Consider the following 13,735-nt stretch of genomic DNA (forward strand, 5'->3'; position numbering starts at 1 on the left):
TCGCACGGGCAAATACTGTCGGGCGGACAGAAATTCAAGCCCTCGGACAGACTACCCACTGTCTATTAGGTGAAAGCTTAGTAGATAAGGTAACTGGATGAACAGGGAATCCCGAAGCGCTTGAGTGCGATGGGAGCGTCAATTTAGGTATCCCGTCGAGTATTTTCGCTAGACTGGAAAATAATGCACCTCGGCTAGACAAAATCCTATGGTAAAGCTGCTCGAAAATCCTCTCCGAGTGGGATTGCGACAAGAAAGAACCCCAGAACCCCTAATTTTAGTCATTTTTGGGGCATCGGGAGACTTAACCCAAAGAAAACTGGTTCCTGCCCTCTATCAACTGAAACGGGAAAGACGACTGCCGGCCGAATTAACCATCGTCGGTACAGCGCGCCGAGAGTGGAGTCATGATTATTTTCGCCAACAGATGCGCCAAGGCATCGAAGAATTTTCCGACGGGATTGGTAGTGAGGAATATTGGCAAGACTTCGCCCAAGGGTTGTACTATTTCCCCGGCAACATGGACGATCCGGAAAGTTACGCCAAAATGAAAGTTTTTCTGGAAGAATTAGACGGAATCCGGGGAACCCGTGGCAATCGAGTCTTTTATCTAGCGGTTTCTCCTAATTTCTTCCCCCCCGGTCTTAAAAACCTTGGCGCGGCTGGAATGCTGAAAGACCCAATTAAACACCGGTTAGTGATCGAAAAACCCTTTGGCAAAGACCTCAGTTCTGCCCAAGTTCTCAATCGAGTCGTACAAGAGGTTTGTCAGGAGAACCAAGTTTATCGCATTGACCACTATTTAGGCAAGGAAACCGTCCAAAACTTATTGGTGTTCCGATTTGCTAACGCTATCTTTGAACCCCTCTGGAATCGTCAATTTATCGATCACGTCCAGATTACCGTGGCCGAAACCGTGGGAGTGGAGGAGCGGGCCGGATATTACGAAAAATCGGGAGCTTTGCGCGATATGGTGCAAAATCACCTGATGCAGTTATTCTGCTTGACGGCCATGGAAGCGCCCAACGCTATTAACGCTGATAGTGTCCGCGGCGAAAAAGTCAAAGTCCTGCAAGCGACTCACCTGGCCGATATTAATAACCTGGAAAAATCCGCCATCCGCGGCCAGTATAAAGCCGGTTGGATGAAAGGAAAACCCATTCCGGGCTATCGGGAAGAACCGGGGGTTAATCCGGAATCGACCACTCCCACCTATGTGGCCATGAAATTAATCGTAGATAACTGGCGTTGGCAGGGTGTCCCCTTCTATCTGCGTACCGGTAAACGTCTGCCGAAAAAAGTTTCCGAGATTGCCATCCAATTCCGCAATGTGCCGTTATTAATCTTCCAATCGGCAGCCCAACAAACTAATGCAAATGTACTGAGTCTGCGAATTCAGCCTAACGAAGGTATTGCCCTGCGTTTTGAGGCAAAAATGCCGGGGTCGGAATTACGCACGCGCACGGTAGAAATGGACTTTAGTTATGGTTCCTCCTTCGGTGTTGCCAGCGCTGATGCCTATAATCGGCTACTTTTAGACGCTATGCTAGGAGATCAAACCCTATTTACCCGTTCTGACGAGGTAGAAGAAGCATGGCGCATCGTTACTCCCGCTCTCGCCGCTTGGGACGCTCCCGCCGATCCCGCCTCCGTACCCCAATACGAAGCGGGTACCTGGGAACCCACAGAAGCGGAATTTCTCCTTAACCGCGATGGCCGTCGTTGGCGAAGACTCTAAAACAGTGAACAGTGACCAGTAATCAGTGAGCAGTAAACTAAAAACTCACATCTGATAACTGGTAACTCACCTCTGATAACTGGTAACTGAATCACTGATAACTGATAAGTGGGTGGGTGAAATTAAATATAAGATGAACGTAGGTTGGGTTGAAGCATGAAACCCAACGCCCGCATGGGTTACGCTACCGCTAACCCATCCTACAAATAATTGTGCCTCCCTACTTAACTGGTAACTGATAACTGATAACTGATAACTGATAACTGACATGACCACCCAAAGCCCCCCCATTGTCTCCCTGCAAGCACCGAAAGATGTTTCCATCGATGTGATCGAGCAGGAACTGCGCGATATCTGGCAATCCTATAATGATAATCAGGATGGTATGGCCGCCACCCGGGCCACCACCTTTAGCTTTATTGTCTATGAACCCGATGCGGTACAGGAATTGTTAACCCTTCTCGGCTATTACACCGGCCCGATTGATGGTATTGCCGGTCCCAGGACTCACGCCGCGATCAAAGTCGCCCAGAAAGACCTAGAACTAGAAGTAACCGGGCTTTCTAGCGATGAATTTGTCGCTCGGTTAAGGGCGGCCTGGGAAGCGGAAAAAAACGCCGAGGACGGGGCTAATCATCGTCAATACGCCGCCGATTTGGATGCGATTGGGGTGGCAGATGCGATCGCTGCTTCCAATCCCTGTCGCATTATTACCCTCTGTCCCACCGCCGAGGCCGATGAAGGGGTAAAAGCCTCTGTTTCTGCCTATTGTCCCGTTAACAAACGTAGTCAGAACACTTTAGTTTGCTGTGAATACGTTACTTTAAGCGGTACAGCGGAAGCTTTGGAACGAATTGGCGGCATTATTTCCGAGTTAACTATTCCCAGTTTGCCCAAATTTCTCTGGTGGAAAGCCAGTCCCGATGGCGAATATGGACTATTTAAACGTCTGGCCAGTCAATGTGATACGATTATCGTCGATTCCAGCACTTTTCGGGAACCGGAAACGGAACTGCTGCAAGTGGGGGATTTATTAGCAACAGATGTACCATTAGCTGACCTGAACTGGAGTCGTCTCGCTCCTTGGCAAGAACTAACCGCCGAGGCTTTTGATCCGCCAGAGCGCCGGGATGCTATTCTGGAAGTCGATCGCATCACTATTGATTACGAAAAGGGCAATCCTTGCCAAGCTTTTATGTTCCTCGGTTGGATGGCCAGCCGGTTACAATGGCGACCGGTGGGATATAGTCACCGGTCGGGAGATTACGCTATTCATCGGATTAGCTTCCTCGGTCAAGACCAGCGTTTAATTGAGGCGGAATTAGCCGGTATTCCCGTGGCCGATTGGGGTGAGATACAAGGAGATCTGATTAGTATTAAACTCAGTTCTACTAATCTTCAGGCCGATTGTTGTACGGTAATTTGTTCGGGAACTACCGGCTGTATGCGGATGGAAGCTTCGGGAGGGGCCCAATCTTGCCGCATTGAACAAGTGTCCCATCTGGAAGACCAAAAAACAGAAACTCTTCTAGGTAAACAGTTACAGCGTTGGGGCCAAGATGTGCTTTATCAAGAAAGCATGAAAGTCACCGGCGCTATCCTCAAATTATCCCAACCGGATTGACAAATTAGCAACAATAATCCCACCCACTTTGGAGAGACCTTGTTAACAAGGTCTCTCGATATTTATACGGCAGTCAGCACCTGATTAAAACCGATAATTTTAGCTTTTCGGAAAACAGGTTATCATAAAAACAGAGCTTTGCTTTCAAGGGGGCAATATGGTCGCAACCACTGAGAAACGCTACACAGTCGCAGAATACTTTCAACTAGAGGAAACTGCCACCGACAGACACGAGTATCGAGATGGAGAAATTATTATTATGACTGGGGGAACTCCTAACCATAATCGCATTGCGGGAAATTTTTATAGAAGATTTCCCTTAACTATCCAGAATCAAGCCTATGATATATTTATCACCGATCTACGCTTGGCAATACCCGCCTATAATGTGTACACCTATCCAGATCTTATGATCGTTAAGGGAGAACCAATTCTTGAAAGAGGACGCACCGATACGATTACCAATCCACAGGTGATTATCGAGGTTTTATCAAAATCTACTCAAGACTATAATCGGGGTGATAAGTTTAAATTTTATCGCTCTCTTGATAGTTTTGAAGAATATATTTTAATCGATCAATATGGTTATTATATAGAACAATTTCATAAAAGAGGCGATCATTGGGCATTCCGGGATTATCACGATCAAGAAGCGATTTTAACTTTGTTTTCTCTAGATTTTCAAATATCCCTGACAGATTTATATCAGCGGGTGGATTTTACCGCAATTGAAGTATCCTAATGACTCAACTATTTTTGCCGCAAAAGTATTTGTATGATTAACTCCCAATCCAACTTTAAAAACCCACTCCCTAATTCATAAAAAAAGGTGGGGCAACACCCACCTTGTTTAAACCTTAGATATTAGCGATAATTAGGCTTCATCGAGGGCGGCAATACCGGGTAAAACTTTACCTTCGAGTAATTCCAAACTAGCGCCACCACCAGTGGAAATATGGCTCATTTTTTCCGCCACTCCCACTTTTTCCACCGCCGCTACCGAGTCACCACCACCGATAATAGTAGTTGTACCCGTAGCGGTTAAATCGGCTAAAGTGTGAGCGATCGCATCTGTACCCGCCGCAAATTTATCGAACTCGAACACCCCCATCGGGCCATTCCAGAGGACAGATTTACAGTTAGATAAAGCTTCTTGGAAAACTTTAACTGATTCAGGTCCAATATCCAATCCCATCCAACCATCGGGAATATTTTCGACCTTGACGATTTGGGACTCGGCATCTTTATCGAATTTATCCGCTAACACCACATCGGTAGGAAGGAGGAATTCCACCCCTTTTTCTTTAGCTTTCGCTTCCAGGGATTTAGCTAATTCCAGTTTGTCTTCTTCCACCAAAGACTTACCAACACTTAAACCGCGGGCCTTGTAGAAAGTAAAGATCATACCGCCACCGATGAGCAGTTTATCGCACTTTTCTAATAGAGTTTCGATCACGCCAATTTTACTAGAAACCTTAGAACCGCCGATAATCGCCGCTAGGGGACGTTGGGGAGTTTCAATAGCTGCTTGTAGGTAGTTTAATTCTTTTTCAATCAAATAACCCGCCACCGAGGGGCTGAGATAGTGGGTAACGCCTTCCGTGGAAGCGTGGGCGCGGTGGGCGGTACCAAAAGCATCATTAACGTATAAATCGGCATTAGCAGCTAATTTTTTGGCAAAATCGGGATCATTTGCCTCCTCTTCACCGTGGAAACGCAGATTTTCTAAAAGGGCCACTTGACCGTTAGACATTTGACTAATCGCTGCCGTCACTCCCTCACCAATACAATCGGGACACATGACTACTTCTTGACCCAGTAATTCTGAGAGACGTTTAGCCACAGGAGTCAGACGCAAATTTTCTTTAACTTGACCGTCGGGACGACCCATATGGCTGCATAAAATAACCTTAGCCCCTTTTTTGATTAAATCCTCAATGGTTGGTAGTGCCGCCCGAATGCGGGTATCATCGCTGATTGCCCCGGTGGCTTTGTCCATGGGAACGTTAAAATCGACCCGGACTAAGACCCGTTTGCCCGCTAAATCAGCCTCTGTTAAATTCGCTACTGTTTTTTTTGGCACAGCCCATAACCTCCTAGATTGCTTACCGTACAATAAAGATTAAATCAGGGTATCGCTACTTGCGGCAATTACTTTGACAAAGATTATTTCAGATTTGGGGATCAGTGTTGCAGTTCCAAGACCGATTTGCCCAGAAAAATTTGATTGGAGAGACTTGCTAATTATGTTTGAGACGATTTTATTTCCCATCGACCACAGCCGCGAAAGTCGTGACGCGACCAGTAGTGTAATCGAATTGGTCAAAATCTTTGACAGTCGTTTGGTGCTGTTGTCGGTGGTGGAAACGACACCCGCCGGAGAAATTGCCCCCGACGATAAGATGAGTTCGATCGAAGCGGTGGATAGATTGTTACAATCGGCGCAAGCGATTTTCGCCCAAGCTGGCATCAAGGCCGAAATGATTGAAAGGGAGGGAATACCTTCTTTTGTCATCTGTGATGTGGCCGATGAAGTTAATGCCGACCTGATCGTTATGGGTTGTCGCGGTTTAGGATTAACCAGCGAAGGTGTGTCCGAAAGCGTCACCACCAAAGTTATTAACCTTGCCCCCTGTCCAGTGTTGATTATCCCTTAAGCAGTTATCAGTGAGCAGTTATCAGTGAGCAGTTATCATACTAAATCCAGTTATTAAAGACTGATTATCTATTCCTCCTTTTGCCTCTTGCCTCTTGCCTATCCTGATATGTAGCCTATACTCAACGGATTTAGTATCAGATGTGAGTTTTCAGTTCACTGATTACTGTTTACTGAAACAAAGCTCCCCACTCCCTTCCCCTGAGAGAAATGTAACGAATTGTGAGAATTTCAGCCGTCAACCCTTGAAAACTCGATCGATGGGGTTGCTTGAAGTAATTCTTAGGCCTAAAGTGTAATCTTAAAGTTTTATGATCAATTTTCCTGTTGATCGGAAAAAGGAGAACTCAAACACAATGGCTGAAACTGGATACAAACAGGTGGTGACACCCTACAATGATGATCCGTTCATTGGTCATCTAGCTACCCCCATTTCCGCTTCTGGTTTTACCAAAGCTTTTATTGGTAACTTACCTGCCTATCGTCCCGGTCTAGCTCCGATTCTGCGCGGTCTAGAAGTGGGTATGGCCCACGGTTATTTCCTCGGTGGTCCCTGGGTTGTCCTGGGCCCCCTGAGAGACTCCGAATATGCCAATATCGGCGGCTTAATCCCCGCTTTAGCCATGGTTCTTTTGGCTACGGGTTGTTTAGCTAGTTATGGTCTTGTCTCTTTCCAAGGTAAGGCCGCTAGTGGTGATCCGCTGAAATCGGCGGAGGGTTGGAGTCAATTCGCTGCCGGTTTCTTTATTGGCGGTATGGGTGGTGCTTTTGTGGCCTATTTCCTCCTAGAAAATCTTGGTGTCGTTGATGGCATCATGCGCGGGGTTTTTAATCAATAATTAACCCTTTTTCTACCTGATTATCATTTCCTTATTTTTTTCCTAGGAGCGTTTGACATGACTGGTGACTACGCAGCTTCTTATCTGCCTTGGATTTTAATCCCGATCGTCTGTTGGTTAATGCCAGCCGTGGTTATGGGTTTGTTATTTATCTATATCGAGAGTGAATCCTAATTTAGCTCTAGGATTCCTACAATTAAGAGCTTGAAAATTAGCTATTTGATAGTTAGTTTTCAAGCTCTATTTTCTGAGGAAAAAAGAAAAAATTGACCAGATGAAAATGGGTAAAACCCCACACCCCACACCCTACACCCCACACCCCACACCCACAAAAAACTTTTTGCCGCAAACCCTACTTATAAAGCGGTTAGATAGCGGATTTTTTCCAACAATAGGGAGGGTTGAATCGGTTTGAGGAGATAGTCGTCAATGCCATGACGACCAAGAAAATTAACGCTGATTTCAGGGGTATCATTCAAGATTAGCACTTTACTGGCTTGAGTTTGGCTAGATTTTTTTAAAAGATGACAGAGATGATATATATCTGGCATTTTTCGATCGACAATTATAATACCTGGCTGCACGATCTCAATTTTTTTGATAGCGGAGACACTATCGATTAACCAAATAACCTGATAATGTGCCACCATCAATAACTCACAAATAAGATTGGCAATTTCTTCGTCACTTTCAATTAAAACTACAGTGGGATGCTGGTGATTAAAATGGGGATTATGATCTGAGGGTTGGGGTTTGGGGGGCTTTTGTTGAGGTAAACGGACGGTAAAGATGGAACCTTTATCTAAGCAAGATTCTACCTCGATCGTGCCGCAATGCAGTTCCACTAATTGTTTAGTTAAAGCCAATCCTAATCCCATACCACCATAACGACGTTTACGAGAGCCATCCAATTGGGTAAATTTTTCAAACAGAAGCGGTATTTTTTGAGCAGGAATGCCGATGCCCGTGTCTTCTACCTGAAAAATGACCTGACTGCCTTCTTTCCACAGTCTCAGCGTGACAGCACCCTGTTCGGGGGTAAATTTCAGGGCATTTTTTAACAAGTACAAAAGTATCTGCTGAACTCGATCGTAATCGGCGTAAAAATAATGCTCTTTTTCGGCAATTTTCATCTCTAAAATTAGATTAATTTCTTTAATTTCTGCCTCCGTTTTGATAATTTCTAAAACATGATTACAGAGGTATTTTAGCGAAAATTGTTTAATATCTAAAACGGCTTTTCCTGCCGAAACTTGCGAGAAATTAAGCAAGTCATTAATTAATTCTAATAGTTTATTGCCGTTATCCTGAATCACTTGTAGATAGTGTTTTTGTTTGTCGGGAGGTAAAAAATTATTAGCTGCCGAGCATTTTTGCAGGGTACTGGACAAACCGATAATACAAGTTAGGGGAGTTAATAACTCATGACTCATATTATTTAAAAATTCACTTTTGCAGAGGTTAGCGGCTTCTGCGGCCATTAAAGTATCTTGTAATTCTTGGGTTCTTTCTATTACCCGGCGTTCAAAAATATCTTTTTGTTCCTGTACTTGAGAATATAATTGCGCTTGATAGATAGCGATGGCGAGATGTTCACCAATCTGACCTAAAAATTTCTTTTCTTGCGGCAACCATTGGCGTTTTTCTTGACATTGATGGGCAATTAATAAACCCCACAATTCTTCTTGTACCACAATCGGGGCGATTAATTTTGATTGCACTTGGTGTTGTCGCAAAAATTCCGACAAACAGAAGGAAGAAGAATAGTTAACATCCACATCATCCACAGCCAGAATTAATCCTTGACGGTACTTTTCTTTGTATTGGGGAATATAGGAAAAACAATCGTCTTCGGGGGTTAAATTTAACACCGAATTTATCTGGTCAGAAATGCGCGACTCGGAAGTTATTTTTCCCTTTACCTCACCGGTACTGGGAAAAAATTGATAAATTAACAATCGGTCCACTTGCAGAAAATCCCGCACTTCCCTGACTACGGTTTCCAGAATCACCGGTAACTCCAGACTCTGACGCATTTGGGTGATGACTTGGTTTAATAATCTTTCCTGTTGGATTTGTTGGGATAGGGCAGCTTCTACCGGTTGACAAACGGAGAAGATGCGGGAACAATCTCTATCAGCAGACGGAGAAGAAATTATCGAGAGAATTTTGACTAAAATTTGATTTTGAAAACTGCTGACATTATTGGATAGAGGCAGATTTAAAATTTGATAACCCTGCTGAATTTTTGGGTGGTGGAGAGACTTGACGGAAAGTCCTTGCAGAAAATTTTTAATCGTGTTCGCTTCAAAACTAATGCGGACTTCGTACTCAAAGTTATGTGCTTGGGGACTGGCTAACAATAAAGCTTGTAGGTCAGTGGAAAGCAAGAGTTGATAGATTTCTCCTGTCTGTGGGGGAAGATCTCTTTCACTTAGACTAATCCTCGGCGCTGTCACCTGTATTGCCAACTGTCCCCACCAAGAACGAATTTGTTCGAGGTGAGTAGATGACAACACTTGACAGCAAACATAAGCGGGAGCAGCATTCATTTATCAGTTATCAGTTATCAGTTATCAGAAGGCAGGAGGCAGGAGGTGATAGGGTGATAGGGTGATAGGGTGATAGGGTGATAGGGTTTTGGGGTTTTGGGGTTTTAGTTGAAATTCCCCCACTTCCCCCACTTCCCCCACTTCCCCCACTTCCCCACTTCCCACTTCCCAAACCCCAGTTATCAGTAAGGGGACTGGGGTTTGGTTTTTAGTGAAGTTTTCTTAATCCCTATCCCCTACTATTCCCTAATCCCTATTGCCTGTTCTTTAAATTGCCGCAGACAGATATAATCATCTCTATCTACCTAAGAATGATCCCTCGATCGAGACCCTGATTCTCAAAACCTAATCATTATTTAACCTGACTCTCAAAACTTATGCACCGAATTGCTCCCCAAGCGGGTGGTTGGACAGCAGATACCGAAGGGGTGATTATTATTGACCAAAATCCGGCCCCGATTGTTCTCCTCACCATGGCTGATACCGATATTCAAACTCTAGCGGCAGCTATCGACCATCTACCCGATAATTTTCCCGCAATTCGCGCCCTGAATTTATCCCAGTTACAGCAGCAATACAGTATCGATAACTATGGGGACAAGGTACTATCCCAAGCAAGGGTGATTATTCTTCGCTTATTGGGGGGACGGGGGAGTTGGTCCTACGGGTTGGAAGTAGTTAAGGAAATTGTCGAGGAAACCGGTGCGACTTTATTTGTCCTCCCGGGAGAGGATAAACCGGATTTAGAGTTGATGAGTCATTCCACTGCTTCCCTAACTACTGTTAATCAGTTATGGTGCTATTTCACGGAAGCAGGGATAGATAACTGGATTAATGCTGCTAAATTTATCGCGCATACCTGTCTCCATCTCGACTATCTTCCCTCTCCTCCTCAGGTTGTCCCTCGGTTGGGAATCTATTCCCAGATAACCCTATCCCAACCCCAAGCACGGACTTGGATACTTTTCTATCGTTCCCATTATCTCGCGGGTAATACCAAAGCTATCGATGCTTTAATCAGCGCTTTCACCCAAAGAAACATGGAAACTGTCCCCATCTTTCTCTCCTCTCTGCGGGAAATTGAAGTGCAAGAGGAACTATTAACCCTCTTTTCCCACCATCCCCCAGACTTAATTCTCGACACCACTAGCTTCTCTATCCAGCGACCGGAAGACAAACAAAATCATCACTTCTGGCAGTCTCTCAATAAACCAATCTTCCAAGTTATCCTCAGCAGCAGCAGTTTAGAAGCTTATCAACAGGGTTATCAAGGTCTTTCCCCCCGGGATGTGGCCATGAATATCGCTTTACCGGAAATGGATGGCAAAATTATCACCCGCGCTATTTCCTTTAAATCTGTCCTCACCCGACATCCCAAACTAGAAACGGAAATAGTTATCTATCAACCCCTCCCCCACCGGGTTGATTTTGTCGCTGATTTAACCGCAAACTATTGTCAACTCTCCTCCCTTCCCAACTCCCAGAAAAAAATTGCTCTCATTTTCCCCAACTATCCCAATAAGGATGGTCGTATCGCTAACGGAGTCGGTTTAGATACTCCCGCTAGTGGTCTGGCAATTCTTCGCGCATTACAAACCCAAGGTTATACCCTCACCGACCTACCCGACCATAGCGATGACTTAATGCGATTGCTGATTTCCGGTATCACTAATGACCTGGAGACAAGGGAATTAAAACCTATCTATCAATCTCTCTCCCTAGAAGCATATCTAGATTATTTCTCCTCCCTTCCCCCCGATAATCAAAGCGCTCTGCTTGACCGTTGGGGACATCCAGACAGGGATTTCCCTATCCCCGGCATCCAGTTAGGTAATGTCTTTATCGGTATTCAACCTTCTCGCGGTTACGACCTTGACCCGACTCTTAATTATCATTCCCCCGACCTGGAACCTACCCACAGCTATCTCGCTTTTTACCATTGGTTACGACAGGAATTCCAAGTCACTGCTGTGATTAATCTCGGTAAACACGGCAATTTAGAATGGCTACCCGGGAAGAGTCTCGCTCTTTCTCCCCATTGTTATCCCGAAATTGCTTTCTCGTCGCTGCCGAATTTTTATCCGTTTATTGTCAATGACCCCGGAGAAGGTTCCAGCGCTAAAAGACGTTCCCAAGCTGTTATCATCGACCATCTCACCCCCCCAATGACGCGAGCGGAATTGTATGGGGATTGGGAAAAGTTAGAGTCCCTCATCGATGAATATTATCAAGCAGAATCTCTCGATCCTTCTCGTTTAGCTCTGATTCGCGAGCGGATTAACGATCTGATGGCGAAAACTAATCTCGATCGAGAGCTAGGCACGATCTCGCGTAGCGAGCGCGTTGCGACCAGCGCTTCCTTTAGTCAATTTCTCACCCTCGTGGATGGTTATCTCTGTGAACTCAAGGAAGCACAAATCCGCGACGGTTTACATATCTTCGGTCAATGTCCCCAGGGTCAGCAGTTAATTGATTTAATCCAATCGATCGCTCGTTCTCCTAGTCCCGACCGCCCCGGTTTAACCCGTTCGATCGCCCTTGACCTCCATCTCGACTGCGACCCCCTGACGGAATATAACGATACTACTACCTATCTGGAAAGTCTCGCTCAGGATTTAATTAGCCAGAAAATTGAACCTCTAGGCGAAAATACGGCAAAAGAATTGGTTTGGCTAGAAAATCAGTTAATTCCTGCTTTAAAACAAACCCCGGATGAACTTACCTATCTCTTAAAAGGTCTCGCTGGCCAATACGTCCCCAGTGGCGCTTCCGGCGCTCCCACCCGCGGCCGTCCCGATGTTCTCCCCACCGGCAGAAATTTCTATTCTGTCGATACCCGCGCAATCCCCACAGAAACCGCATGGGAAGTGGGAAGAAAGGCCGCAGAGGCACTAATTGAACGTTATACCCAAGAAAATGGCGAATATCCCCGCACTTTGGCGATTTCTATCTGGGGAACTTCGACGATGAGAAATAGTGGCGAAGATGTGGCCGAAGCCATGGCTTTACTGGGAATTCGTCCCCTTTGGGATGGTTTTTTCCGTCGGGTGGTCGGGTTTGAAATCCTTACCCCGTCTAGCTTAGGCCGTCCTCGCATTGATGTGACCGTTCGGGTATCGGGCTTTTTTAGGGACAGTTTCCCCAGCATACTACATCTTCTTAATTCTTGCATAAATGCGGTAGCTTGTCAAGAGGAAGAGGAAAAAATTAATCCTTTAGCGGCGAAAGTGAAGACAGAGAGGGAGTTTTGGCTAAGTCAGGGCTTAGGAGAAAAAGAGGCGAAACTGAGAGCTACTGCCAGAATCTTTGGCTGCAAACCGGGTGCTTATGGGGCCGGTTTACAGGGGTTAATCGAGTCACAAAACTGGCAAAATGATCAAGACTTAGCTAATGCTTATATTAACTGGAGTTGTTATGCCTATGATAGTCAAGGAACTGCCCATTCTTTACCAGAAGTATTGAGAAATAGACTGCAAGAATTAGAGATAGTGCTGCACAATCAGGACAATCGAGAACACGATATTTTTGACTCCGATGACTACTATCAATTTCAAGGCGGCTTAACTGCCAGTGTCCGAGCTTTAACCGGCAAAAATCCCGTCACCTATTTTGGTGATCATTCCCGTCCAGAAAATCCCCGCATCAGAACCCTAGAGGAAGAAATTCGTCGCGTTTACCGTTCGCGAGTGGTTAACCCCAAATGGATAGCGGGAGTGATGCGACACGGCTATAAAGGCGCTTTCGAGATGGCTGCGACCGTAGATTATATTTTTGCCTACTCTGCCACTACTCATCTGGTGGAGGATTTTATCTATCAGGGAGTAGCCGAAGCTTATTTATTTGACCACAAGGTACAACAATTTATTCAGGAGAAAAACCCCTGGGCATTGCGAGATATGGCCGAAAGATTATTAGAAGCTCAACAACGGGGATTATGGACTCAGGTGGACCAGAAAACTTTAGATCGATTGAGGGCAATTGTCCATGAGGCCGAAGGAGCGATCGAATCGGGTCAGTAATTGATAACTGGTCTAGAATCAGGGAGCATCTCACTTACGCGATCGCAAACCCTATCTAAACCCTCAAGCCAAATCGTGGCTTCTTTTTCTTGATATTTTTCCGATTCTTGCTCATCGCCAGCATCATTTTTATCTGGAGATATCCGAGATATCCGATAAGCATGATGCGCCTGATCATTAAAGACTAAAATGTTATACCAATTCTCTAAATACCAACTACAGATAGAGCATCCAGGATATAACCTCGTCCAACAATTGAAGCAATTACCTCTTTGTTCATTTCTTTGAGTCGTTGACCAATTAACAA

Annotated in this window: 10 protein-coding genes; 7 read left to right on the forward strand and 3 right to left on the reverse strand. The window is 45.2% G+C overall.

The features are described 5' to 3' along the window. Positions 1 to 208: 208 nt before the first annotated feature. From zwf to H6G48_RS05230, 3 genes are all read left to right on the forward strand, one after another. On the forward strand, positions 209 to 1,738 hold the full coding sequence (gene zwf, locus H6G48_RS05220; RefSeq protein WP_190719781.1) for a glucose-6-phosphate dehydrogenase: 1,530 nt from the start codon (positions 209 to 211) through the stop codon (positions 1,736 to 1,738). A 268-nt stretch (positions 1,739 to 2,006) separates the two neighbouring features. Next, positions 2,007 to 3,362: a glucose-6-phosphate dehydrogenase assembly protein OpcA gene (opcA, locus tag H6G48_RS05225; protein ID WP_190719784.1), complete on the forward strand. Its 1,356-nt coding sequence runs from the start codon at positions 2,007 to 2,009 to the stop codon at positions 3,360 to 3,362. A gap of 157 nt (positions 3,363 to 3,519) precedes the next feature. After that, the gene (locus H6G48_RS05230) at positions 3,520 to 4,104 is read left to right on the forward strand and encodes a Uma2 family endonuclease (RefSeq protein ID WP_130756682.1); all 585 of its coding nucleotides are present in this window, start codon (positions 3,520 to 3,522) and stop codon (positions 4,102 to 4,104) included. Between the two features lie 132 nt (positions 4,105 to 4,236). Here H6G48_RS05230 and H6G48_RS05235 read toward each other — a convergent pair whose 3' ends face one another. Then, positions 4,237 to 5,445: a phosphoglycerate kinase gene (locus tag H6G48_RS05235; RefSeq protein ID WP_190719789.1), complete on the reverse strand. Its 1,209-nt coding sequence runs from the start codon at positions 5,443 to 5,445 to the stop codon at positions 4,237 to 4,239. Positions 5,446 to 5,608: 163 nt separating this feature from the next. Between H6G48_RS05235 and H6G48_RS05240 the strand changes: the two genes are divergently transcribed. The 3 genes from H6G48_RS05240 (at position 5,609) to H6G48_RS05250 (ending at position 7,031) form a co-directional block, all read left to right on the forward strand. Next, positions 5,609 to 6,019, forward strand: a complete 411-nt coding sequence (locus H6G48_RS05240) for a universal stress protein (RefSeq protein WP_190719792.1) — start codon at positions 5,609 to 5,611, stop codon at positions 6,017 to 6,019. A 355-nt stretch (positions 6,020 to 6,374) separates the two neighbouring features. Then, on the forward strand, positions 6,375 to 6,857 hold the full coding sequence (locus tag H6G48_RS05245; RefSeq protein ID WP_004162779.1) for a photosystem I reaction center protein subunit XI: 483 nt from the start codon (positions 6,375 to 6,377) through the stop codon (positions 6,855 to 6,857). A 57-nt stretch (positions 6,858 to 6,914) separates the two neighbouring features. Further along, positions 6,915 to 7,031 (forward strand): photosystem I reaction center subunit VIII, encoded by a 117-nt coding sequence (locus H6G48_RS05250; RefSeq protein WP_004162778.1) that lies wholly within the window; start codon positions 6,915 to 6,917, stop codon positions 7,029 to 7,031. A 182-nt stretch (positions 7,032 to 7,213) separates the two neighbouring features. Here the strand turns inward: H6G48_RS05250 and H6G48_RS05255 are convergent, their stop codons facing one another. Then, complete coding sequence (locus H6G48_RS05255) at positions 7,214 to 9,409, reverse strand: hybrid sensor histidine kinase/response regulator (protein ID WP_190719795.1); 2,196 nt, start codon at positions 9,407 to 9,409, stop codon at positions 7,214 to 7,216. Positions 9,410 to 9,786: 377 nt separating this feature from the next. Between H6G48_RS05255 and cobN the strand changes: the two genes are divergently transcribed. Continuing rightward, positions 9,787 to 13,428, forward strand: coding sequence for a cobaltochelatase subunit CobN (cobN, locus tag H6G48_RS05260; RefSeq protein WP_190719798.1), 3,642 nt, complete (start codon positions 9,787 to 9,789; stop codon positions 13,426 to 13,428). On the opposite strand, the gene H6G48_RS05265 is transcribed toward cobN, so the two are convergent. Further along, a partial coding sequence (locus tag H6G48_RS05265; RefSeq protein WP_190719801.1) for a hypothetical protein occupies positions 13,422 to 13,735 on the reverse strand: 314 nt, incomplete at its 5' end. The two genes, cobN and H6G48_RS05265, sit on opposite strands and share 7 nt — an antisense overlap.

The sequence above is a fragment of the Microcystis flos-aquae FACHB-1344 genome, from assembly GCF_014698375.1.
GTDB classification, from domain to species: domain Bacteria; phylum Cyanobacteriota; class Cyanobacteriia; order Cyanobacteriales; family Microcystaceae; genus Microcystis; species Microcystis aeruginosa.

What these genes read in the sequence shown, in the direction of transcription:
- H6G48_RS05255 (WP_190719795.1), bottom strand. Translation starts at nt 9,409, where the DNA reads ATGAATGCTGCTCCCGCTTATGTTTGCTGTCAAGTGTTGTCATCTACT.
- zwf (WP_190719781.1), top strand. Translation starts at nt 209, where the DNA reads ATGGTAAAGCTGCTCGAAAATCCTCTCCGAGTGGGATTGCGACAAGAA.
- H6G48_RS05240 (WP_190719792.1), top strand. Translation starts at nt 5,609, where the DNA reads ATGTTTGAGACGATTTTATTTCCCATCGACCACAGCCGCGAAAGTCGT.
- cobN (WP_190719798.1), top strand. Translation starts at nt 9,787, where the DNA reads ATGCACCGAATTGCTCCCCAAGCGGGTGGTTGGACAGCAGATACCGAA.
- opcA (WP_190719784.1), top strand. Translation starts at nt 2,007, where the DNA reads ATGACCACCCAAAGCCCCCCCATTGTCTCCCTGCAAGCACCGAAAGAT.
- H6G48_RS05230 (WP_130756682.1), top strand. Translation starts at nt 3,520, where the DNA reads ATGGTCGCAACCACTGAGAAACGCTACACAGTCGCAGAATACTTTCAA.
- H6G48_RS05245 (WP_004162779.1), top strand. Translation starts at nt 6,375, where the DNA reads ATGGCTGAAACTGGATACAAACAGGTGGTGACACCCTACAATGATGAT.
- H6G48_RS05250 (WP_004162778.1), top strand. Translation starts at nt 6,915, where the DNA reads ATGACTGGTGACTACGCAGCTTCTTATCTGCCTTGGATTTTAATCCCG.